At 67.9% G+C, this 21,192-nt stretch carries 22 protein-coding genes; 12 read left to right on the forward strand and 10 right to left on the reverse strand.

Going from position 1 to position 21,192, the window contains the following annotated elements:
• Positions 1-3: 3 nt before the first annotated feature.
• Positions 4-1,941 carry a penicillin-binding transpeptidase domain-containing protein gene (locus HT102_RS13510; RefSeq protein WP_192039953.1) on the reverse strand — a complete coding sequence of 646 codons (1,938 nt, stop codon included), beginning with the start codon at positions 1,939-1,941 and terminating at the stop codon, positions 4-6.
• A 105-nt stretch (positions 1,942-2,046) separates the two neighbouring features.
• Between HT102_RS13510 and HT102_RS13515 the strand changes: the two genes are divergently transcribed.
• Positions 2,047-3,096 carry a hypothetical protein gene (locus HT102_RS13515; RefSeq protein ID WP_192039954.1) on the forward strand — a complete coding sequence of 350 codons (1,050 nt, stop codon included), beginning with the start codon at positions 2,047-2,049 and terminating at the stop codon, positions 3,094-3,096.
• 4 nt (positions 3,097-3,100) lie between these two features.
• Here the strand turns inward: HT102_RS13515 and HT102_RS13520 are convergent, their stop codons facing one another.
• On the reverse strand, positions 3,101-3,952 hold the full coding sequence (locus tag HT102_RS13520) for an alpha/beta hydrolase (RefSeq protein WP_333473450.1): 852 nt from the start codon (positions 3,950-3,952) through the stop codon (positions 3,101-3,103).
• Positions 3,953-4,037: 85 nt separating this feature from the next.
• Here HT102_RS13520 and HT102_RS13525 point away from each other — a divergent pair, with 85 nt between their 5' ends.
• Positions 4,038-4,991, forward strand: coding sequence for a pirin family protein (locus tag HT102_RS13525; protein ID WP_192039956.1), 954 nt, complete (start codon positions 4,038-4,040; stop codon positions 4,989-4,991).
• Positions 4,992-5,127: 136 nt separating this feature from the next.
• Here the strand turns inward: HT102_RS13525 and HT102_RS13530 are convergent, their stop codons facing one another.
• A complete protein-coding gene (locus HT102_RS13530) occupies positions 5,128-5,724 on the reverse strand; it encodes a DUF6642 family protein (protein ID WP_192039957.1) in 597 nt (198 codons plus the stop codon).
• 96 nt (positions 5,725-5,820) lie between these two features.
• Between HT102_RS13530 and HT102_RS13535 the strand changes: the two genes are divergently transcribed.
• Both HT102_RS13535 and HT102_RS13540 read left to right on the forward strand, forming a co-directional pair.
• The gene (locus HT102_RS13535; protein WP_225443664.1) at positions 5,821-6,972 is read left to right on the forward strand and encodes a hypothetical protein; all 1,152 of its coding nucleotides are present in this window, start codon (positions 5,821-5,823) and stop codon (positions 6,970-6,972) included.
• A gap of 649 nt (positions 6,973-7,621) precedes the next feature.
• Positions 7,622-8,392, forward strand: coding sequence for a glucosamine-6-phosphate deaminase (locus tag HT102_RS13540; RefSeq protein ID WP_192039959.1), 771 nt, complete (start codon positions 7,622-7,624; stop codon positions 8,390-8,392).
• A gap of 111 nt (positions 8,393-8,503) precedes the next feature.
• Here the strand turns inward: HT102_RS13540 and HT102_RS13545 are convergent, their stop codons facing one another.
• Positions 8,504-9,145 carry a class I SAM-dependent methyltransferase gene (locus HT102_RS13545; protein WP_192039960.1) on the reverse strand — a complete coding sequence of 214 codons (642 nt, stop codon included), beginning with the start codon at positions 9,143-9,145 and terminating at the stop codon, positions 8,504-8,506.
• A 167-nt stretch (positions 9,146-9,312) separates the two neighbouring features.
• On the opposite strand from HT102_RS13545, the gene HT102_RS13550 reads away from it, so the two are divergent.
• Together HT102_RS13550 and HT102_RS13555 are read left to right on the forward strand one after the other, a co-directional pair.
• On the forward strand, positions 9,313-10,740 hold the full coding sequence (locus HT102_RS13550) for a dihydrolipoyl dehydrogenase family protein (RefSeq protein ID WP_192039961.1): 1,428 nt from the start codon (positions 9,313-9,315) through the stop codon (positions 10,738-10,740).
• A gap of 325 nt (positions 10,741-11,065) precedes the next feature.
• Positions 11,066-11,641 (forward strand): hypothetical protein, encoded by a 576-nt coding sequence (locus HT102_RS13555; protein ID WP_225443665.1) that lies wholly within the window; start codon positions 11,066-11,068, stop codon positions 11,639-11,641.
• A 114-nt stretch (positions 11,642-11,755) separates the two neighbouring features.
• Here the strand turns inward: HT102_RS13555 and HT102_RS13560 are convergent, their stop codons facing one another.
• The 4 genes from HT102_RS13560 to HT102_RS13575 all read right to left on the reverse strand — a co-directional run bounded on the left by HT102_RS13560 (position 11,756) and on the right by HT102_RS13575 (position 14,500).
• Entirely contained in the window at positions 11,756-12,046 is a 291-nt protein-coding gene (locus tag HT102_RS13560) for a hypothetical protein (RefSeq protein ID WP_192039962.1), read from the reverse strand.
• Between the two features lie 243 nt (positions 12,047-12,289).
• Positions 12,290-12,943 carry a glutaredoxin family protein gene (locus tag HT102_RS13565; RefSeq protein WP_192039963.1) on the reverse strand — a complete coding sequence of 218 codons (654 nt, stop codon included), beginning with the start codon at positions 12,941-12,943 and terminating at the stop codon, positions 12,290-12,292.
• 260 nt (positions 12,944-13,203) lie between these two features.
• Complete coding sequence (locus HT102_RS13570) at positions 13,204-13,827, reverse strand: CDP-alcohol phosphatidyltransferase family protein (RefSeq protein ID WP_192039964.1); 624 nt, start codon at positions 13,825-13,827, stop codon at positions 13,204-13,206.
• Positions 13,820-14,500: a TVP38/TMEM64 family protein gene (locus HT102_RS13575; RefSeq protein WP_333473451.1), complete on the reverse strand. Its 681-nt coding sequence runs from the start codon at positions 14,498-14,500 to the stop codon at positions 13,820-13,822. The genes HT102_RS13570 and HT102_RS13575 overlap by 8 nt, the downstream gene beginning before the upstream one ends.
• A 139-nt stretch (positions 14,501-14,639) precedes the next feature.
• Between HT102_RS13575 and HT102_RS13580 the strand changes: the two genes are divergently transcribed.
• From HT102_RS13580 to HT102_RS13605, 6 genes are all read left to right on the forward strand, one after another.
• Positions 14,640-15,878, forward strand: a complete 1,239-nt coding sequence (locus HT102_RS13580) for an ABC transporter substrate-binding protein (protein WP_225443666.1) — start codon at positions 14,640-14,642, stop codon at positions 15,876-15,878.
• A 6-nt stretch (positions 15,879-15,884) separates the two neighbouring features.
• Complete coding sequence (locus HT102_RS13585) at positions 15,885-16,703, forward strand: ABC transporter permease subunit (RefSeq protein WP_192039965.1); 819 nt, start codon at positions 15,885-15,887, stop codon at positions 16,701-16,703.
• Between the two features lie 47 nt (positions 16,704-16,750).
• A complete protein-coding gene (locus tag HT102_RS13590) occupies positions 16,751-17,482 on the forward strand; it encodes an ABC transporter permease (RefSeq protein WP_333473452.1) in 732 nt (243 codons plus the stop codon).
• Complete coding sequence (locus tag HT102_RS13595) at positions 17,479-18,213, forward strand: ABC transporter ATP-binding protein (protein WP_192039966.1); 735 nt, start codon at positions 17,479-17,481, stop codon at positions 18,211-18,213. The genes HT102_RS13590 and HT102_RS13595 overlap by 4 nt, the downstream gene beginning before the upstream one ends.
• Positions 18,210-18,629: a TOBE domain-containing protein gene (locus HT102_RS13600; protein WP_225443691.1), complete on the forward strand. Its 420-nt coding sequence runs from the start codon at positions 18,210-18,212 to the stop codon at positions 18,627-18,629. Before HT102_RS13595 ends, HT102_RS13600 begins: the two co-directional genes overlap by 4 nt.
• A gap of 22 nt (positions 18,630-18,651) precedes the next feature.
• The gene (locus HT102_RS13605; protein WP_192039968.1) at positions 18,652-19,188 is read left to right on the forward strand and encodes a redoxin domain-containing protein; all 537 of its coding nucleotides are present in this window, start codon (positions 18,652-18,654) and stop codon (positions 19,186-19,188) included.
• A 9-nt stretch (positions 19,189-19,197) separates the two neighbouring features.
• Here the strand turns inward: HT102_RS13605 and HT102_RS13610 are convergent, their stop codons facing one another.
• Together HT102_RS13610 and HT102_RS13615 are read right to left on the reverse strand one after the other, a co-directional pair.
• On the reverse strand, positions 19,198-19,833 hold the full coding sequence (locus HT102_RS13610; protein ID WP_192039969.1) for a DedA family protein: 636 nt from the start codon (positions 19,831-19,833) through the stop codon (positions 19,198-19,200).
• Positions 19,834-19,886: 53 nt separating this feature from the next.
• Entirely contained in the window at positions 19,887-20,927 is a 1,041-nt protein-coding gene (locus HT102_RS13615; RefSeq protein ID WP_192039970.1) for a tetratricopeptide repeat-containing glycosyltransferase, read from the reverse strand.
• Positions 20,928-21,192: the final 265 nt, after the last annotated feature.

The following is a 21,192-nucleotide window of genomic DNA, read 5'->3' on the forward strand; positions in this document are numbered from 1 at the left end:
CGGCTAGTTCTTGGTTTCCGCGATCGGCACTTCCTCGATGGACGCCCCTTCGGTGGGGGCCACGCCGCTGGAGGCCCCGCCGCTGCTGACGGACGCTCGGTCCACCAGCGGGTCCAGGAACCGGCCCGCCACCGTGACGGCATCGGTGGTCGACGGATCGGTCACGAGGACGGCGAACGCCAGATTGCCATCCACGCCGATGAACCAGTCGTTGATGCCCTCGCCAGCCTCATCCTGGGCGGCGCCGGTCGCGCCGATGAGCCCGCGGAATCCCGCGAGGCTCTGCGCAGCGCCCGATTCAATGACTCCCCGCATGAGGCGTTGCGCATCACGCAGCACCGGATAGGCGATTCCGCCCACGGACTCGTCCGTCGCGGTGGGGCGGTCGCGCAGGAGCATCGGTTCCGGCGTGGTGCCGCGCGCGATCGTCGCCGCCATCAACGCCATGCTGAACGGCGAGACCATGGCACCGCCACCACCGAGCGCCGTAGCTACCCGGTCAGCGGCGGATCCTGGCTCCGGGATGGCGCCGGTCACCGTGGTCATCCCGGGCACGGAGAAGTCGCGCCCGAGGCCGAGCCGCGAGGCAGTGTCTTGCAGGTCGCTGTTGGCCATGCCGGTGGCGAGGCCCGCGATGGTGGTGGCGCAGGATCGCGCGAATGCCTCAGAAAATGTCGAGTCGGCGAGGTCGAGAAGTCCGGGGTTGGCGACATATCGATCGCCGTACAGCCCATCGGGCGGGCAGGAAACCGTCGAGCCATTGGTGACCTGGCCATTCTCGAGAGCCGCGATCGCAGCGACCATCGCGAACACGGGGCCAGGCTCGTACAGGCCGGCGAGCGCGATGGGACCGATAGCGTCGGCAGCAGGGTTTTGCGCGACCGACAGGACAGCCCCCGTGCTGGATTTCAGCGCGACGATCATGGCGGGGCTGTCGGTGACCGAGGCGACAGCCTCCTGGGCGGCGAGCTGCACCTCCAGATCAAGCTCGGTGGTGATGTCCGGCAGCGGGATCCCAGGGGCCTGCTCGAGCACTGTCACGTCCCCATCGCGGCCGACGAGCTCGACGCTCCACCCCGCCGAGACGTCCTGGCGATGCTGCCATTCCGCGCGCAGTTGCGCGAACAACGGCGACGCAAGGTCATCGCGCGCGGTGAGGATGCCGCGACGCTGCTGCACCGATACGCCACTCATGCTGGCGAGGCGCTCGGCGATGGGCTGGTAGTCCTCGTCGCGCAGCTCGACGACGGGCACCCCCTGGCCCTGCCCCGCGTTGATCGCGAGCAGAAGGGTCGCGGGGGTGATCCGCGGATCCACCGGGGAGATCAGCTCCGCGAGCTCCTCGGCGAGAGCCCCGCTGCTCGATGCCCTGCCGGGATCCACGGTGACCACGTGCACGACGGCCTGCGCGAGCAGCGGAACGCCGTTGCGGTCGAGAACCTCCGTGGGTGGCGGGGGCTCGGGCAGCAGGCGCACCGTGTGGTGGTCGGTCATCCCCGGGATGATGACGTCGGGGCGCCACTCGATCCGCCAGCCAGCACTGGTCTGCGCGGCGATCCCCGTCGTGGAGAACACCCACCTGCGTGGACCGTAGGCGCTGTCGCCCAGGTCCCAGGCCGCGCCCAGGGTGAAGCTCGCCTCGTCGCCGTCCACGGAGAGACCCTGCACAGCGAACTCCGCGCCATTGCCAGAGAGCGCGCCGAAGATCGCTGCCAGCCCATCGCCTGCCCGCGATGGCTCGGTGGTGAGGCTCGCCGCGGCATCGAGATCCCCAGCAGCCAGAGCCGCGGTGAAATCCTTGATCACCGGCAAGGGCGAGGGTGCCCCTGCGGTGTCTGCCTCGCAGGCGGTGAGCATCACCGCGCCCAGCATTCCCGCGAGCGCCATCGCCACCGCACCGCGGTAGCGGCGTCGCGCTGGGGGTGGGGCTGCGGGGCACACAGACCCGATTGTGCCTGTCCGTTTCAACGATGCGTAGTCAGCGGCGTGATTCTTACCCGAATCCCAGGCAAGCACCAGGTCCGGGGGCACCCTATCCTTGGGGACGTGGCTACCCCCGAAGCGACCCCATCCTCGTCCAGCCCCGATCTGCTCGTCGAAGCGTTCGCGCGGTACGTCACCGAGCAAGTGACCGGCGATCGCTTCGTCGAGCTCGTGCACCAGGAGGTCGATCACGCGCTCGACGCTGCGGCGAGGCTGACTCTCGGGGACGTGATGACCGCCGAGCAGGTGACCGGGGTGGCGCTGAAGTATGCCTCCGAGTGGCGCATCGAGGGAGCGATCCCGGAGCTCTCGGGGGAGATCGCGCGTCGCGTGCACGCCCGCACCCTCGTCACCGACGATGCCCCCATCAGCGATGTCGTTGATGATGAGCATTTCGCGGGGCTCGCCGAGAAGGTCACGAGCCTACCGGCGTTCCGCCGGCTCCTCGAGGAGATCGTCGGCAGCCCCGTGACAGCTCGTTGGGTGTCATTCTTGCTCTACCGTTCGGCTGCGGGGAAGCTGCAGCGGCAGCATGACGCCGTCCGTGCGGTACCGGGCCTGGGACTGCTACTGGAAGTCACCGAACGGATCAGCTCGAGGATCGTGCCCCGGGCGGGCCACTCCCTCGAGATCGCCATCCGGGAGCTCGCCGAGCGGACCGCCCAGCGGCTGATCTCCCGCCAGAACGTGGACGGCGCCCTCACCGACAACGAGCCCCTGGTGGAGGCGATCCTCGAGCTGTGGGACGAGCACTCCAGCGACCCCGTGGGATCGGTGATCGCCGCGGTCAACCCCGACGACATCGAGGACTTCCTCATCCTGGGCTTCGAGTTCTGGCGCGATTTCCGCCAGACCACCCATTTCCGGAACATCGTCAGCGAGGGCGTGGAGTACTTCTTCGAGAAGTACTCCCCCGTGACACTCGCGGAGCTGCTCGACGAGGTCGGCGTGAGCCGCGACGACATGATCGAGGAGGCGCTGCGCTTCGCCCCCCCGATCCTTGAGCTCACCGCCACCAACGGCATGCTCACGAGCATTGTCGAGCGGCTGTTCGGCCCGTTCGCGCACAGCGACGAGGTGCAGGCGCTGCTGCGGGAACGCCCGCAGGCATAGTCGCCTACTTCGTGCTCGCTCCGGCAAGGCGCGGGGCGAGCCAGTCCAGCAGGTCCCCGAGCACCTGCTGGCGCTCCGGCTCGTTGAACAACTCGTGATAGAGCCCGTCATACACATGCATGGTGCATTCGGCACTGGTCACTAGATCCGGGATCATGCGGCTGCCCGCGACGTCCGTGAGCTGGTCGGCACTGCCATGCAGGACGAGCGTCGGCACGCGCAGCGCCGGGATGCGCCCGGGCAGGGATTCCATCGTCAGCACCAGTTGGCGGGCAATGCCGGCCGGGATCATGCCGTGGTGCACCAACGGGTCCGCCTTGTAGCGCTCCACCACCTCAGGATCGCGGGAAACCGACGCGGGATCGATCTTCTCCACCGGCACCCACGGAAGGAACCGCCCGAGCACCTTTCCGACCGCAATGACAACCTTGGGCGTTCCGGTGCCGAGGGTCACCGCGGGCGCGGACAGCACCAGCGCATCGAGGTCACGGGGACGATCAAGAGCGTAGGTCAAGGCGATCGCGCCGCCCATGCTGTGGCCGAGGAGGATCAGCGGCACGTCCGGCACCGCATCGCGGGCGATTTCCAGCATCGTGCCGAGATCCTCGAGGAAGTCGTGCCAATGCCGCAGCGCCAATCGGCGGCCCGCCGACCGGCCGTGGCCGCGATGGTCGAGGGCGTACACCGCGATGCCACGAGCGGTGAGCTCCGCCGCAACATCCGCGTAGCGGCGGGCATGCTCGCCTAGCCCATGCGCGATGACCACCACCGCGGTGGGGTCAGCGTCAGGCTTCCATACCTGGTAGACAATCTGTGTTCCCTGCGCGCCATTGAAAGATGACTCCGAATGCTCCACGGGCTCGATTGTAGGCACCGGATGCCCCGAGGGGTGGTGGCGCAGCGGGCGCGCCCCCAGAACGCACGCGAACGGAATGCCTGACATGTCCCCTTCATCGCCCCGGCCATCCATGCCCCGGCCCTCGCTCGCGGCTCGCATCGTTCGCGCCGAGGAGCGGTTCCACACCAGCACCGCCTGGTCCGACGCCTGGTACAGCTTCTCCTTCGGCCCGCACTACGATCCCGCCAACACCCACCACGGCTGCCTGCTCATCCACAACGACGAGACCCTCGCGCCCGGCACCGGCTTCGACCTGCACCCGCACCGCGACAGCGAGATCATCACCTGGGTGCTCGAGGGCAGCCTCGTGCACCGCGACACCAGCGGAAACGTCGGCATTATCAGGCCCGGCCAGGTGCAAAGGCTCAGCGCGGGCAGTGGCATCGAGCACTCGGAGCGCAACGACCCCGACCCCGGTGCCACTGCCTCGCAGGGTGCCAGCGTCCTGCCTGGTGCCAGCGTCCGGTTCCTGCAGATGACAGTGACACCCAGCAGCACCGGTGCTGCCCCGGACTACGCGCAAGCCGATGTCTCCACGGAGATCGATTCCGGAAACTGGATGGTCCTCGCCTCCGGGATGGCCAAGCACGACGCAACCGCAGCCGTCTCGCTCCGCAACACACACGCCGCCCTGCACGCCGCGCGCCCTCGTGCGGGCACCACCCTCGACCTGCCGTCCGCCCCGTGGGTCCATCTGCACGTCGTGCGCGGCACCATCGCGCTGCGAGTGGAGGCAGTTGCTGGCGATTCCGGCAGCGGCGGGGCTTCCGGCAGCGGCGGGGCTTCCGCTGGCGACGGCGGGGCTTCCGGCGACGGCGGGGCTTCCGGCGACGGCGGGGCTTCCGGCGAGCTTTCTGGCGGCGATCGTCTCGGCGGCGAGATCGAGCTGCGGGCCGGGGACTCCGTGCGGCTCACCGGCGCTGGTGGGAGCCTCACGGCTGGCGAGGATGGTGCTGAGGTCCTGGCGTGGGAGATGCACGCTGGGCTGTGGGCGTAGGCGGGTGCGGCGCCGCCCCGCGAGGAGGCAAACGCGATAGAAACCGCCCAGAACCCGGGCCGATTTCTATCGCGTTTGACGGTTTCCGGTGCTTTTGGTGAGAGGGGTGGCGCTCCAGGCACACCACTAGACGAGATCAGTGGTCGTCGACCCACTTCGCGGTGGCCATCTTGAAACCTAGCCGCTTGGCGAGCACGGGATGATCCCCGTACAGCCTGTTGTACGCGGGCCTGAGCTTCTTCGCGGTGCACAGCGTCTCGATGGCAATGATCTCGAAAGCCGCGCTATCGACCCAATCGATCTGTCGGGTATACCCACTGATCGCACGAACCTTAGTACGGCGACAGAAATCAACCAACCGATCATCCGGGACCGAGAGAACAGCGCAAGAGCCGAAATGGAGGATTTTCCCCTCGGCCCGCGTGCCAAGCATGTCGGCCAGGTCCTCTAGGGCCAGCCCCTCCATGTCTTCATCCGCCCGTTCAGAGTTCACAAGGTCAAGCTCGCCCGGCGAACCATGATAAGCGAGGTAGCAGAAGTCATAACCCTGCTTGCGACTGCTAAGCCAGCGGTCAAGATTATGTCGTAGCTCGTCCTTCGTCGTTGCGTTGCGATGAACAAACCGGATCGCGTTGAGATTCTCCAGCAGCTCGAGGCTAGGCCTGATGGTCACCGGGCTTTCGAAGCCTTCCCACTCGCCCTCAAAACAGACAACCCCTGGTGGATTCGCCACCCGTCGCTCCCTTCAATCCGCTGATAAGCAACCGATTTCTTGTCGGTGCCCCGTGCAATCATAGCGGTAACGCCGTAGAGAGGTACGTGAAAGATTGTGATGCGCCTTCCATCTGACAAATGGCCCGGTTCCGCTATCGGTCCGATCGATCCGGAGTCCGGTTTTGCGCTCGACGTCCCGCTTGGACTCCAGCAAATCCCGCCGTTCTGGGCCGAGCGCCCACGTCTCGTCGAGCGCATCAAAGCCCTGCGCCTGAGCGCGGGAATCGTTGTTGAGGATGACCTTCTTGCACCACTTCCAGCCGTGGCCCCTGTTCGGCGCACGGCTCCTTCGCCCCGACGAGTGGTGGAGCGTCGCTCTCCCCTCCGATTGCGCGGCTCGCTCGATGAGGCACGTGCTCGCCATCCAGGCCTGCGTGACCGCCGCCGTGCGGCGAATCCCATCTGCATATCTTGCTTGCAGCGGGTCAACCCCAACGATCCAGGCATCGGCTCCATGCCTGCGAACAAGCCCGACTCTGTTGTCCTGATCTGTGCCAACTGCACCGATGCGACCGATCGCGACACCGAGCCCGTCACCGCTTCGGAGCCCCAGTGCCCACGTTGTGCTGCCTTCCGCACGCAGCGCAAATCTGATGACCAATGGTTGTGCATGGCCTGCGACCATTGCTGGATCCCGCCATGGCTGCCCGCCGAGCACTCGGCCCCGGATGGAAGGCACAGCGAGATTGAGCCGCTGTGGCGACGCAACCGGGATAGTCGCATCGCCATCGCTCGAAAACTTCCTGGCCAGTCGACTTTCGAGCCGGTGACAATGTTGTGCGCTCCTGAGACGCCTAACGAGATCATGCGGTTGCTCGATTCGATCGCGCAAATCACGTTCGCAGGCGATTGGTCGGCAGCCCTTGATATGCTCGTCGACCAAAGCACCTGCACATGGGAATTCCTCGATCCTGCTACGAATGAATTCAGCAAATCAATTGGAAATCGCTGTCGCGAAGTACTTTACCCAGGACGGATGCCCCATCGGGTTGTTGCGGGTGTCGGCGTGACGACTTCGTGGAGGCGTCCAGGAAGGCACCGCCGAGCTGCCGAAATTGGAGGCCCCTCGGAGCAGTGGTTCGGCACAGACTACGGATTCATCATCGCAACGGACGGTTCCGCTGACGTGCTAGCCCCCTCAACCGAGGATGATCAGCAGATCTGGGAATACCTGTTCACGATCACACCGGCGGAGTACCGCCAGTGATTCGTTACAGTTCACGGGCGTGCGAACGAGCCGCGAGGCTCGGCCTGCTCCACAACATGGCCCTCAGTCTCGCCGAAGGGTAGACGCGACTCATCGATGCCCACAGTGCCGCACAGCTCCGCAGCCAACCGGCACCACGAGGTCTCGCCTAGAAAACCTAGAAGACCCTAGAGCGAGGCACATCCGGTCGCCTCACCTACTGCTCAGGCATCGTTTCCCGCAGAAACAGCGCTAGTTCCTGCACCCACCTGTGAGCGTTTGACCTGGCCGATGTTGGCGGCGGGAAGCAGCACGACGCCCACCGCGCAGGAGCCCGACATTGGAGGTAGCTCGCTGCGGTCTGCGCCGTGCATCCGCCCCGCGAGGAGGGCACCCGCCCCGCGAGGAGGCAAACGCGATAGAAACCGCCCAGAACCCGGGCCGATTTCTATCGCGTTTGACGGTTGCCGGTGCTTTTGGTGGCAGTGAGCGCCGCGCTCACCCGCAGTGAGCGCCGCGCTCACCGGAAAGAGCACAGCCCCACCCCCAACGCTCCACCATGATCACGTTTCCAGTCGCCTGGCCACGGCGGATGGGGCAGCATGGGAGCGAGCGGGCCGATGCACCGACCGGGCCGCCACGACAGCATGCCGGAAGGAGGAACCGACGAGTGGACGTCGTCATCGCGGCCGATCCGGTCGGCGTCGCCAGGGCTGCTGCCGATATCGTCGCTCGCGCGCTCCGGCACCGGGTGGTCAACCTGGGCGTCGCGACGGGATCCTCGCCAGTCCCCACCTACCAGGAGCTCGCCCAGCGGGCACAGCGCGGCGAGCTCTCCTTCGGCCACGCGAGGGTGTTCCTGCTTGATGAGTATGTGGGCCTTTCGCGCGGGCATGCGGAGTCCTACCACCAGGTGATCCGCCGCGATCTCACCGAGGCCGCGGGCATCCCGGATAGTCGCATCGAGGGCCCCCGAGGTGATGCCGCCGATCTCATCGCCGAGGCTGATCGTTACGACCACCTGATCACCACGCACGGGGGCATCGATCTGCAGATCCTCGGCATCGGCACGAATGGGCACATCGGGTTCAACGAGCCGCCGTCCTCGCTGTCGAGCCGCACTCGTGTCGTGGCGCTCGCGGAGCAGACGAGGATGGATAACAGCCGGTTCTTCGATCACCTCGATGACGTGCCACAGCTGGCGCTCACCCAGGGCCTGGGAACGATCAGCGAGGCCCGCGAGATCGTGCTCATCGCGACGGGCGCGCGCAAGGCACCCGCGGTCGCTGCCGCCGTGGAGGGCCCGCTGGCCGCCCGGTGCCCGGCGTCGATCCTGCAATGGCATCCGCGCGCGACGTTCGTCGTGGATGCGGCAGCGGCGAGCAAGCTGGAGCTGCCGGCGTATGGGCGTGAGCGCCAGGGCACCCGCGGTCATGCGTAGTCGCGCCCCATCCCGGCTCGGCCATCTTTCTCTAGAGGAAACTTTTCCCGCCTCAACCAGGAGAAGTTTCCACTCCCAGCGGTAGACCTCGCCCCACAGCCACCGCACCCGCTACCGCACGGTCCCGACCCTTACCTGGATATGCCCGCCACGCACGCTTCGGGCCGTGATGTCCTCGCAGTAGTGGTCGAGCAGAGTCCAGGGGCGGGCGTGGATGTCGGATCCGCCCGCGCGGCAGGCCAGTCTGGCGAGCGGTGACCACAGCGCGGCGTGGCCCTGCGGTGGCTGCATGTCGACGATCGCGAGGCGCGCGCCCGGTCGGCAAGCGGCGGCCATGGTGGCGAGCGCTGCCGGCCAGTCGTCCATGAGCGACAGCGCGTAGGTGGCGATAGCGGCGTCGTAGCCCGCGCCATCGATCGGTTCGCGCAATCGCGCAGCGGTCGCCGTGGTCGCGTCCCCCGCGAGGACTTGCACGTTCGACCAGCCCCGCGAACGCACCTTGCGACGGGCCTGCTCGAGCATGTGCGTGCTCACGTCGACGCCTACGATGAGCCCGCTCGGGTCGATGCGGCGCTGCAGCCAGGGAAAGTTCAGCCCGGTACCGCACCCGACGTCGAGGACCCAGGCGCCAGCCTCAAGGTGGAGTAACGGGATAGCTGCCGCGCGGCCCGCGCCGTAGATCGGCCATTCGGCGGAGATCGCGTCGTAGAAGCGGGCGGATACGGTGTACTTGGATGGGAACGTGGGCGGCACGGGGCTCCCTAGATCATTGGTTGAACTGGCACGTTGGCGTAGAACTGGCAGGCTGTGGTGGGGGCTGGCTGCTGCTTCCTAGTCTGCCTTGCCCGCCCGCTTGGCCGTTGCCTGGTTCTGCCCTGGTCCGAGCGCAGGAAATGATCGATGACCCGCCGGGAGGCCCAATGAGCAGCACCCACGATGTCCATGACCTCGTGGTCGTCGGCGGCGGAGCGGCAGGAATGGTGGCCGCGAAAACGGCAGTCAAGCTTGGTGCCAGCGCGCTACTGATCGAGTCCGCCCGCACGGGTGGGGACTGCTTGTGGACGGGATGCGTGCCGTCGAAGTCATTGCTCGCTGCGGCCCATCATGTGGCTGCCGCGCGTCGTGCCACGAGCCTGGGGGTGCATTTCGGCGAGCCAGCGGTGGACTTCGCCGCTGTGATGAATCATGTGCGCTCGGCGATCTCCGCGATCGAGCCGATCGATACCCCGGAGGCCCTGGAGTCCGAGGGCATCGAGGTGCGCTCAGGCCACGCCGAGTTTTCCACCGGCAACACGGTGCTGGTCGATGGCGATCCCATCCGGTGCCGCCAGGCAGTCATCGCCACCGGGGCTTCGCCCGTGCTGCCCCCGATCCCAGGCCTCGCGGATCATGCGCCGTTGACCAGCGAGACCATCTGGGACATCGAGGACCTGCCTCCCAGGCTCCTGGTGATCGGAGGGGGAAGCATCGGCTGCGAGCTCGGTCAGGCATTCGCGCGGCTCGGCTCCACTGTCACGATCGTTGAGGCCGCGCCGCGCATCCTGATGGGCGAGCCCGAGGACGCGTCGCGGATCGTGGCGCGCTCGCTCAAGAATGATGGAGCGACTGTGGTTGCGGGCGCATCCGTGGAGAGCATCGCGGACTCGCGGGCGCGATTGGCCGATGGCACGGTGGTCGATTTCGACCGGGTGCTGGTGAGCGTGGGCCGCGCGGCCCGCACCTCCGGGCTCCGGCTCGAGGAGATTGGTGTCCGCACCAACGATCGTGGCCAGGTCATCGTTTCGCCCACGCTGCGCACCACCAATCCACGCATCTGGGCCGCAGGAGACGTCACTCCGCTCCCCCAGTTCACCCACGCCGCTGGCTCGTTCGGCAGCATCGCCGCGAGCAACGCGGTGCTTGGCCTCCGCCGCAAGGCTGGGACCACCGGGATCCCACGAGTCACTTACACCGATCCCGAGGTCGCGTCAGTGGGAGTGAGCGACCCGCATGAGGCGAGCCGCTTGACGGCCCACACGATCAGCCATGACCACCTCGACCGGGCAATCACCGAGCACTCCACCGACGGCTTCTCACGACTGATCCTCGACCGCAAGTCACGGATCATCGGCGGCACGGTAGTGAGCCCCCGCGCGGGCGAGACCATCGGCGAGGTAACGCTTGCCGTGAAGCTCGGACTGCGCGCCCGCGATCTCGCGGCCACGATGCACCCATACCCGACCTACAACGACGGCATATGGAACGCCGCGCTTGCGGACACTCGCGAGCAGCTCGAATCCCCTCGCGCCCAGCGCGCGATGGGGGCATTGTCGTCGCTGCGGCGCGGCTGGCTAAGGATTGCGCGGTAGCGGCGCTGGCGGTCTGGGGCGGAGAGGCTGCCGGGGACGGGGGCAGGGTCGGCATTGATGGCCAAGGCGCGGGTGGCCGATTCGACGACCGTCGCGGAGCAGGGGACAGCACGAAGCCCGACACTACGAGAGCCCGGCCGGGAGAAACGACCGCACCGCGCGGCTGGCATCCCAAGAAACTGCGGCCATGACGCCTCTGCGCCTTTCCGGATCCTGAAAGTTCCGTGCAAAAAAACTCGCCCAAACCGGAATGGCGAGTGACACCTGGCGGGTTTCGGTTTCGTACGACCAGGAACGGTCGTGGACCAACCGAAGGAGAACAGACATGACCACGCACACCCCGCATGCCGCCGCGCGCGGAACGACCACCGCAGGATGGGGAAAGTGGGCCGTGACCGGTGCGATTGCTGGTGTCATTGCTTCCCTGGCGATGGCTGCCTTTGCGATGACGGCGGCCGCCACCTATCAGGGCGTCGGATTCTTCACCCCGCTCTACCACATCGCATCCTCCGTCATTTCTGGTGACGCGATGATGCAATCCATGGAATCCGCGATGGAGGGCAACAACTTCGTCTTCATCGTGGGCCCGGCAATCGTCGGCGCGCTGGTGCACATGATGGTCGGCGCGGGCTACGGCATTGTTTTCGCGGCCATCGCCAAGGTGGCTGCGCTGCGCGGCGCGGTGCTCACCGTCGCCGGCGCTGTCTACGGCTTCGTCGTGTTCGCCGCGAGCGCCTGGCTGCTGCTCCCGCTGACCGCGTCGATCCTCGGCGGCGGGGACCCGATCCGCGACATGGCCACGATGGTCGGTTACCCGACGTTCATCGCCGAGCACATTCTGTTCGGCGTGGTGCTCGCGCTGGTGCTGCTGCCCCTCGCGGCCCGTCGCGCCCACCGCTAGGCCAGCTCCGCCCCTATCCCGCTGCCCCGCGCCACCGCAACCATGCTGGCGCGGGGCTCGCGCGTTCCTCCGCGAGCACATGCGCGGCACCAGCCGGCAGGCTGCGCGATCTCCCTATTCGCGGGCGCGCTTGACCTCGTCGAAGAACTCCTCGACGCGCGCTGACTCTTCCTCCGGCACGTCGATCATGACGGGCTTGCTCGTTGGCTCGAGCCCTCCTTCGTCCGAGCGGGCGCCCACCACGATCTCCAAGCCGGTGCGGGTTCGCCGCGCGGTCACCCCGAGGTGCAGCACATGCCAGCGGCGCGAAACACCGCCCCGGTCGAACACCTCGAGGACCCGGTTATCGAGGACCAGAACGAATCGATCGGCGACGACGCATTCGCGGTACGGGCGGCTCAGCATGCCTCCAAGCCTAGAGCCTGGCCCGTTGGTCCGTGGCCGCGCTGGCCCCTCGCTGGTGCCTAGCCTCGATTTCGGGCCGGTCACCGCGCCCTGGCCCCTCGCCAGTGGAAACTTTTCCCGCGCCAGGGAGGAAAAGCTTCCACTGGCGGCGCGGCACGAGGCGGCACGGCACGGCGGCACGGTGGCACGGCACTGGCGGCACGGCGCGGCACGAGGCGGCACGGGACGAGGCCGCATGGCGCGTCAGGCGCGCGACCGCCACACACCGAACAGGCCACTGAGGACGCTGCCCGCGAGCGCGAGGATGACTGCTTCCGTCCATGCGTTCGGCAGGCCGAGCAGAGCGGGGCCGGCGAGCATCCCGAGCTGCTCGAGGAATGTCGCGGCGATGATCGTGATCGCCCCGCCAGCCGCAGCACTGGCGAGGATGAACGCGCGCTCCGCGCTGCCTCCCGGTCGGCTCGCGATCCACGCGGGGATCCCGGCGACGAGCAGGGGCGCGAGGTGGAACGTCGCCTCGGGCCGGGCGACCGCGAGCACGAGCCAGAGCAGGATGATCGCGATGGCCGGCAGGAGCACGAGCAGCCAGGAGTCGCGCCCCGTTCGGTGCCCCTCCGCCGGGCCCTCGTCGGCACCTGGGTATGCCCCCGGGTACTGGGCGCGCGCGGCCCGCAGCACCTGCTTCGGCGAGGGATTGGTGAGCGTCGTGGAACCCACCACCACCGTGGGGACGGTCTCGTTGCCGCGGTTGGCGGCGCGCACTGCCCGGTCGGCTTCCTCGTCCTGCCAGATGTTGCGCTCGTCGAGCGGGATGCCGAGGCGTTGCAGCCGGGCCCGCAGCGACGTGCAGAAGGGGCATCCGGGACGCCAGTAGAACGTCACAGCGGGCTCGGTCATGGTTTCCTCGGCCTCGATTGCGGCAGGTCTTGATCTGTTGTCTCGCTCCGGGAACGCGCTGGCTGTCCGCGCGCATTCCCGCGGGGTGCCGCGCCTCGCGCTGGCCCCTTCGCCCGCGCTAGTGGAAACTTTTCCCGCTCACAGCGGGAAAAGTTTCCACTCGCCGCCCAGCACACTCGCCGCCCAGCACACTCGCCGCGCGGCCAAGCACCACCGCACGGCACCACCGCGCGGCACCGGCCCACCACCAGCGGCAACAGCTACCGCAGCGCCCGGTACCCCGCATGGATGCGCCAGGCCGCGGTGATGCCGACGATCACCGCCCAGCCGATGGCGATGTGCCAGGCGAGCATGGGCAGGATCAGCCAGAGGCTGTGGACGATGATGGTCTCGGTGCCTTCGGCGAGGCCGCCGAGGAAGGACAGGGAGCGTCCGTCGTCGAGAGTGCGGTGGTGGCGCTCGGCGATGGAGGAGAACGCGAGGAACGCGGCCCCGTTGAGGTAGTAGGCGAGCAGCACGAGCAGGAATGGCCAGAGCGAGACGTCGTAGGCGGCGGACGCGCCGATCGCGACACCGACAACGGTGGTGCCGTAGACGACAAAGTCGGCAGTGATGTCGTAGAACCCGCCCGCGCCGCTTTCGGTGCCGGAGCGCTGGGCGCGCAGCCGGGCGAGCGGCCCGTCGAGCCCGTCAGCGAGCCGGGAGATCAGCCAGAGCAGCAGGGCGATCGCCCAGAGCTGCAGGGCGGCGGTGGCGGCGCTGCCGAGCCCCAGCACCAGGCCGGCCGTGGTGATCCGGTCGGGACTGATCCACGACCGGTCCAGTGCCTTCGCTGCCCGGGCCAGCGGCGCATCGAGGCGGGCGCGCAGCGGGGCGTCAAGCATGGCCGGCCCCTTCCGCGAGCATGGGCTTGCTGCTCCGCATGCGACGAGCGGAGTAGCTACCGGCGAGGGTGAGAACGAGGAAGGCTGCGATGGCGGCGAGGAAGGGCCAGGAGAGCGGGTCGGTGCCGAAAGCGCCGAGCGCGACGTAGCTGAGCACGCCCGGGATTATGCCGATGGCGGTGCCGAGGGTGTAGTGGCGGAACGTGATGCCGCTGAGCCCGCCCGCGTAGTTGACCAGCCAGAACGGGAACAGCGGGATGAGCCGGGCGAGCAGCACCGATACCAGTCCGCGCTCGCGGAGGAACGCCACGGCTCGCGCGGTGCGGTCGCCGCCGTACCGGGCGAGGGCCTCCGCGCCGAGGTAGCGGCTGATCCCGTAGGCGATGGTGGCGGCGATCATGGCGGCGGCGAACACCACCAGCGCGCCGCCGACGAAACCGAAGAGCACCCCGCTGGCGATGCTGAACACGCTGGCCGGGGCCGGGGTGAGGCTGAGCCCGGCGTAGGCGAGCACGAAGACCGCCACCCCGAGCAGCCCGGCCGCCGCGACCCGGTCACGGATCTCCTCCGGCCCGGGCACGTTCACGGTGAGAGCAATGATCGTGGCGACGGCGAGCAGCACCGCAAGCATCGCGAGCTTGATGAGCGTGGTGCGCCGGGCTGGATCTTTCACAGTGGTCCTCTCAGATGGGCAGTCCTGTAACGGGAATGCTCCGAACTACCCATAGTGTTCCCGGCGAAGTGTTGCTCCCGCCACAATCGATGGGCCGGAGCACAGGAGCGATGACGGAGCAAGGATGTCAGGAGCAACGATGAGGACGAGGCGACACCGAACCGGATGGATGCTCGCGGCGACAGCGACCGCGAGCGCGGTGATGCTGTCTGCTTGTTCTGCTCCCTCCTCGGAGGCACCGACCCCCACCGAGGGGAGCTGGGACGAGGTCGTCGAGTCCGCGCAGGGGCAGACGGTGTCGCTGTGGATGTGGGGCGGCGATGAGCAGGGCAACCGGTATGTCGACGAGATCCTCGCTCCGGCGGTGGCCGAGCAGGGGGTGACCCTGCGGCGCGTACCGGTCTCCGACACGGGGGACGCGGTGAACCGCATCCTCGCCGAGCGGCAGGCCGGCATCACTGATGGCGAGATCGACCTCGTCTGGGTCAACGGCGACAACTTCGCCACCGGCAAGCAGGCCGGAGCGTGGCTGTGCGACTGGACCTCGGACCTGCCCAGCATGGAGTACACCGATCCGGATGATCCGCTGCTGCTGTCTGATTTCGGCACGCCCGTCGATGGCTGCGAGGCCCCCTGGCACAAGGCCCAGTTCACGCTCGTCTACGACGAGGCACGCATCGCCGAGCCACCCACGACGCTCGAGGGGGTGCTCGATTGGGCTCGCGCCGATCCCGGTCGCTTCACCTACCCGGCGCCACCAGACTTCACCGGCTCAGTGTTCATCCGGGAAGTGCTCACACGCGTATCCGAGGATGTGCCGCTGCAGCACAGCGACGAGGCCTACGACGAGCACGCGCCCGCGTTGTTCACCGAGCTCAACGATCTCGCGCCGTCGCTGTGGCGGGAGGGCCGCACCTATCCGCAGGATGTCGAGGAGCTCAATCAGCTCTTCGCCGACGGGCAGGTGGACATGACCATGACCTACGGCCCCGCGACATTGACCGAGCGCGTGGCAAACGGTACTTTCCCGCCGACGACGCGTGTGCTGACCCTGGACGAGGGCACAGTGGGCAACGCGAGCTTCCTCGCCATTCCCTCTACCTCGGGCAACACCGCGGGCGCCCGCGTGGCGGCGAACGTCGCTCTCTCCCCGGCCCAGCAGCTGAGCAAGGCCAAGCCGGAGGTGTGGGGGCAATTCACGGTGCTCGATCTGGACCGGCTGAGCGCGGCGGACCGGGAGGCGTTCGAGTCCCTTCCCTCGTCGCCGATCGTGCCGCCGTACGAGGAGCTGTCCCGCAACGCGCGGCCCGAGCTGGAGACGGCGTGGGTTCCTGCGCTCGATGAGGGCTGGCGGCGGTCCGTGCTCGCCGGGCAGTAGCCTCGCATGCGCCCGGTGCTGCTCCTGGCTCCCGCATGCATCCCCGTGGCGCTCGTGCTCGGGGCAGGCCTGGGCACTGCGGCGCTGCAAGCCCTCGGACTGATGCCCCTGGTGGGCGAGCCGGCGCTAAGCGCGGGCGCGTTCACCGGTCAAGCCGACGATCTCGCGCGCGCAACGCTGGTATCGCTGTGGATCGCAGCGGCGTCGACCATCCTCGCGGTGATCGTGGGGCTGGCCGCCGGCATCGCCATCGCCGCGCGGGGCCGGGTGGTCGCGGTGCTCGCTGCGGTGACGGTGCCGGTGCCGCACTTGATCGGTGCCGCCGCTATCGGGCTGCTCATCGCGGACTCCGGGCTGCTGCCCCGGTTGCTGGGCATCGAAGGCTCGCAGTGGCCGCAGCTCGTGGGCGGGCCGTGGTGGGTCGCGGTGATCCTGGAGTTCGCCTGGAAGGAATCCGCGTTCGTGGCGATCGTGGTGGCGGGCACGCTGGCTACCCGCATCGAGGGCTATTCCGATCTCGCGGCCACGCTGGGCGCGGGGCGGGCCACACGGTTCCGGCTGGTCACCCTGCCTCTCGCTGCCCCGGCGCTCGCTGCGGCGGCGATGATCACTTTTGTGTACTCGTTCGGTTCGGTGGAGGTTCCGCTGCTGCTGGGCAGGCCGTATCCCGAGCCGCTGCCGGTGCTGGCGGTGCGGGTCTTCTCCTCGATCGATCTGGCTTCCCGGCCGGATGCGGCGGCAGCGGCGCTGGTGTCGAGCGTCTTGTCGGTGACGGTGCTGGCGATCGCGCTGGTGCTGGCGCGGAGGTCGTCGCTGTGGCGGTGACCGCGCGCGCCCGACCGCGCAGATGGGTGCCGGGACGCTGGCTCCTGGTGGCGTGGTTCGCGCTGCCGCTCGTGCCGCTGGTGCTGTGGGCGCTGGCGAACCGGTGGGCGTTCCCCGCTGTGCTGCCGCAGGAATGGGGGCTGCGTGGCGCGCGCACCGCGATCGAGGCGGGCGCGGGCAGCGCATTCGTGGCATCCACCCTGCTCGGGGCATGCGTGGCAGCGCTGGCCACGCCGGCGGGCATCCTGGCGGGACGAGCCCTGGCGCTGCATCGGGTGCCGGGGCGCGGTGTGGTGGCGGCGCTGTTGCTCGCGCCCCTGGCGTTCCCGCCGTTCGCGGTGGCGATGGGCCTTGACGTGCTGTTCCTGCGCCTCGGCGTTCCTGCCTTCCCCGGTGTTGTGCTGATCCTGACGGTCCTCGCGATCCCTTACACCACCTATGTGATGCGGGTGGGCTTCGGCGCCTACGACGTGCGATTCGAGGAGGAGGCCCGCGTGCTGGGCGCCTCACGCTGGTTCGTCATGCTCCATGTGCAGGGCCCGCTGCTGGCGGCTCCCGTAGCGACCGCGGCCTTCCTGGCATTCCTCGTCGGCTGGACGGATTACATCGTGACGCTGCTGATCGGGGGCGGTCGCCTGGTGACGGTGCCGGTGCTGGTGGGTTCCTATGCTTCGGGCACCGGGAACCAGCCCATCACCGCAGCGCTCTCGGTGGGCGCTGTGCTGCCTCCGTTGCTCTTGCTCGTTGCCCTGCTAGCCGTGAGAGGACGCCGATCATGAGCGTGGCACTGCGCCTCGACCACCTGGGCAAGTCGTTCGACGGGCACGTGGTGCTTGATGATGTCTCCCTCGATGTGGAGGCCGGGGAATGCGTCACTGTGCTCGGTCCCTCCGGGGTGGGCAAGTCCACGATCCTGCGGATCATCGCCGGCCTCGACACCGCGACGCGGGGCACGATCCTTCTCGCCGACCGGGACATGAGCGAGGTCCCAGCCGAGCAGCGGGGCGTCTCGATGATGTTCCAGCAACCCTTGTTGTTCCCGCACCTCGATGTGCTCGACAATGTCGCCTTCGCCGCACGCGCGGCCGGGAAAGGCCGACGGGCAGCACGCGACCACGCCCGCGACTACCTGCACGTCGTGCAACTAGGGGAGCTCGCGCACCGGCGCGCTGGCGCCCTCTCCGGCGGGCAAGCACAACGGGTGGCTCTCGCGCGGGCACTTGCCGCCACGCCGCGGGTGCTGCTGCTCGACGAGCCGTTCAGCGCGCTCGATCCCACGCTGCGCAGCGAGATGCATGATCTGCTGCGGCAGGTCCGGGCCGAGCTACGGCCGACGATCGTGCTGGTGACCCACGATCAGCAGGAGGCGGCCGTGCTGTCCGATCGGATCGCGGTGCTGCTCGAGGCCCGGTTTTTTGCCCGGCCACCCTTGCCGTGCACCGCANCGCGCAGGTGGCCGCGCCGCGCGAGATCTACACCCGCCCGGCCACCCTTGCCGTGCACCGCATGATGGGCGGGCTCAACGCAATGCCTGGGACGCTGCACCGGCACGGCCACGGCATGGTGCACCGCAGCGCCCTCGGGGAACACGAGGTCAGCGGGGAGCTGCCCCCGGGACCCGGGACCCTGGTGTTCCGGCATGAGAGCGTGCGTGTCCACTCGGCTGGAACCGCCGGTGCGGCCATCTCCGGGACCGTCACGGAAGCCCGCGTGATGGGAGCGCGGCAGCGGCTGCGGATCGACCCCGATGCAGGGGGAGCCAGCGTGTGGGCAGAGGTTGATCTCGCCCAGCCCTTCCCTCCCGGATCCCGCATCTCGATCGACGTGCCGATAGAGGCACGCCACGTCATCCTGGGAATAGCACGGGACCCCGGCCGGGTTCCCATCGCGGCACCCGCCACCCAGGATTGGCAGCCCCAGAGATAACACCCCCGAGGAGGATCCCAACGTGGAGACCCAGGCCAAGGTCGGCGACCGCGTCACCGGCATCACGCTCCGCAGCATCGACGACGAGCCCATCGAGCTCGATGCGCTGCTCACCCGCCCCACTGTCATCGTCATGGTCCGCTACTACGGCTGCATGCCCTGCCAGGCCTACCTCAAGGAGATGAGCGAGCACCTCGACGACTTCACCGATGCGGGGGCCGACGTCATTGGCGTCGGCGGTGCCGCCGACTACCAGGCCCGCCACCTCATCGAGAACGGCGTGCGCTTCCCCCTCCTCCTCGACCCAGACCTCACCCTGTACAAGGCCCTCGACATCACCCGGATCCACTGGTGGATGATGCTCAGCCCCGAGACGTGGTGGCGCTACGCGAAGGCCGCGCTCAAGGCACGGCAGGGCAAGATCACCGGGCATCCGCTCCAGGCCCCCGGCCTCGCGATCCTCGGCGCTGACGGCACCATCACGCTGCTTCACCGCGGCCACACCCTCGGCCACTACCCACCGGTCAAGGACGTGCTCGCCGCTGTCAAGAAGCACTGACAGAATCTCCTACTGCGGGCGGGCCGACTGGTGCGCCTTGTGCCGGAACGTGCCCGCCAGCAGGACTATCAGCACCACCGTGCCCGTGACGAACAGCACCGACCAGCCCGGATAGCGGCGAGCCAGCTCTCCCGCAACGGCGCCCAGCGTCACATAGATCGCGACCCAGCCCAGGCTTCCCAGTGCCCACCAGCGGATCATCACCAGGTACGGCACCCGCAGCGCGCCCGCGGTGAACGGGGTCAGCGCGAACACGACCGGGATGAACACCGCCACCATGATCGTCGGTCCGCCATCAGTGCCTTGCAGGTAGCTCTCCGCGCGCGTCCAGCGCTTCTCCCCCACCATTCGGCCCAGGCGCGAGCGGCGGATCCCCGGCCCCCACCGCGAGCCCAGCAAGTATGAGCCGGAAGCGCCGATCACGCAGCCCACCAGGCCACCGCCGACGACGATAGCCCACTCCGCAGGACCGGACACGCTCATCCCCGCCAGCACGAGGGACAGGTCGCCCGGCAGCAGCAGGCCGACGAGGAACGTCGTCTGGATGATAAGTAGCCCGCACAGGATCAGCGCAACGACCCCGGGCGGCTGGCCACCCAGGGTGTCGAACAAGCCGGCGATCGACCCACCGTCACCATGGGGCATGGTTACATCCTGGCACGAAGCACCGAGGAGCGTGGCGCGAGGAAGTCGACCTCCTAGGCAGCGGGCTTGGCGGCGAACTCACGATTTCGCAGGGTCTGCTCCCGGAAGCGCGCTGGCAGCTCGTCCATTGCCAGCAGTTGATCGCACGCCCGCAATGAGGCCGCACGATCCCCCACCCAATAGGCCGTGATGGAGAACTCGAACAGCAATCCCCAGCGATAGACCCAAGGACTCATGAAAAGCACATCGTCGGGCATGGGTCGCCCCAGGCCAGCAATCGCGAACGCGTGGGCAGCCTGGTAATGCCCCTTGGCTCGCAATCGTGACGCGAGCTCGTAGCAAGCCTCCGAGCGCTGCGGCCGGGCTTCCCACGCTCGAACAAGCGCATCCATCCCCGCGCCCCAGTTGCCACGATCAGCCTCGAGCACCCCGACCTGCAGCAACGAGAAATAGACCTCCTCGGCCCAGCCCCCCATCGACGCCCGCCGCGAATACAAGTCAATGGCTTGCTGCGTGTTTTTCATGTCCCGCATCGTCTGTGCCAGATAGAACACAGCACGGGCGTTCCCGGGATCACGATCGATATCCTGCTGCAGCAGCCTTGCATCCCGATCGAACTTGTCCGCCCGGGAACCGCCATCGGCGAAATGCTCGACCACCCATGCGTCCAGGTTCTTAGCGCTCACGGCACGATCGGCAGTGATGTACTCATGCGTCGCACCCACGTAGCGCCAATCAATATCGCCGCGCACCAGCCTGCGGTTGCGATACAGCAATTCACCCGCGTGCTGAATCATGAAGCTATCCGCCCCAAGCTCCGGCAACGGACCCTCGACCCGCACCACCATGTCTGCATCGATCAGCAGCAGATAATCGGCCTTGCCGCGCGCATGCCGCACGTTCAAGGAACGATTGTGCCCAAAGTCAACCCACTCGTCCTCGTGCAGCTCACCCGGCACGTCAGCGAAGAAATCCCGGATGATCCCCTGCGTGCCATCCGTCGAGCCCGTATCCGAGATCACCCAGAAATCAATGAGGGGCTTCACCGACGCTAGGCAACGCTCGATGACCCCAGCCTCATTCTTCACGATCATGCAGAGACAAATCGTGGGGCGATTCACTACCGTTTCCCTTCGTGTCACACTGGCCCGAGGTCGACCGGACGCCAATTGCTCCCGACGTGGAACCGGCAGGGCTCGGGAACTGACTCCCGAGCCCTGCCGGTGACGGATCAAGCGGACGGGGAGAAGCAGACCGTGGCGGTGAAGAGCCGGCTCGCGACCACTGTCGCGCGGAACTGCCAGCGACTTGGATCACCATTTGCCTGCTGGGTTCCCGATACCGTCGCCGCGAGCGGAG

Source organism: Lolliginicoccus lacisalsi (assembly GCF_014841105.1).
GTDB lineage: Bacteria > Actinomycetota > Actinomycetes > Mycobacteriales > Mycobacteriaceae > Lolliginicoccus > Lolliginicoccus lacisalsi.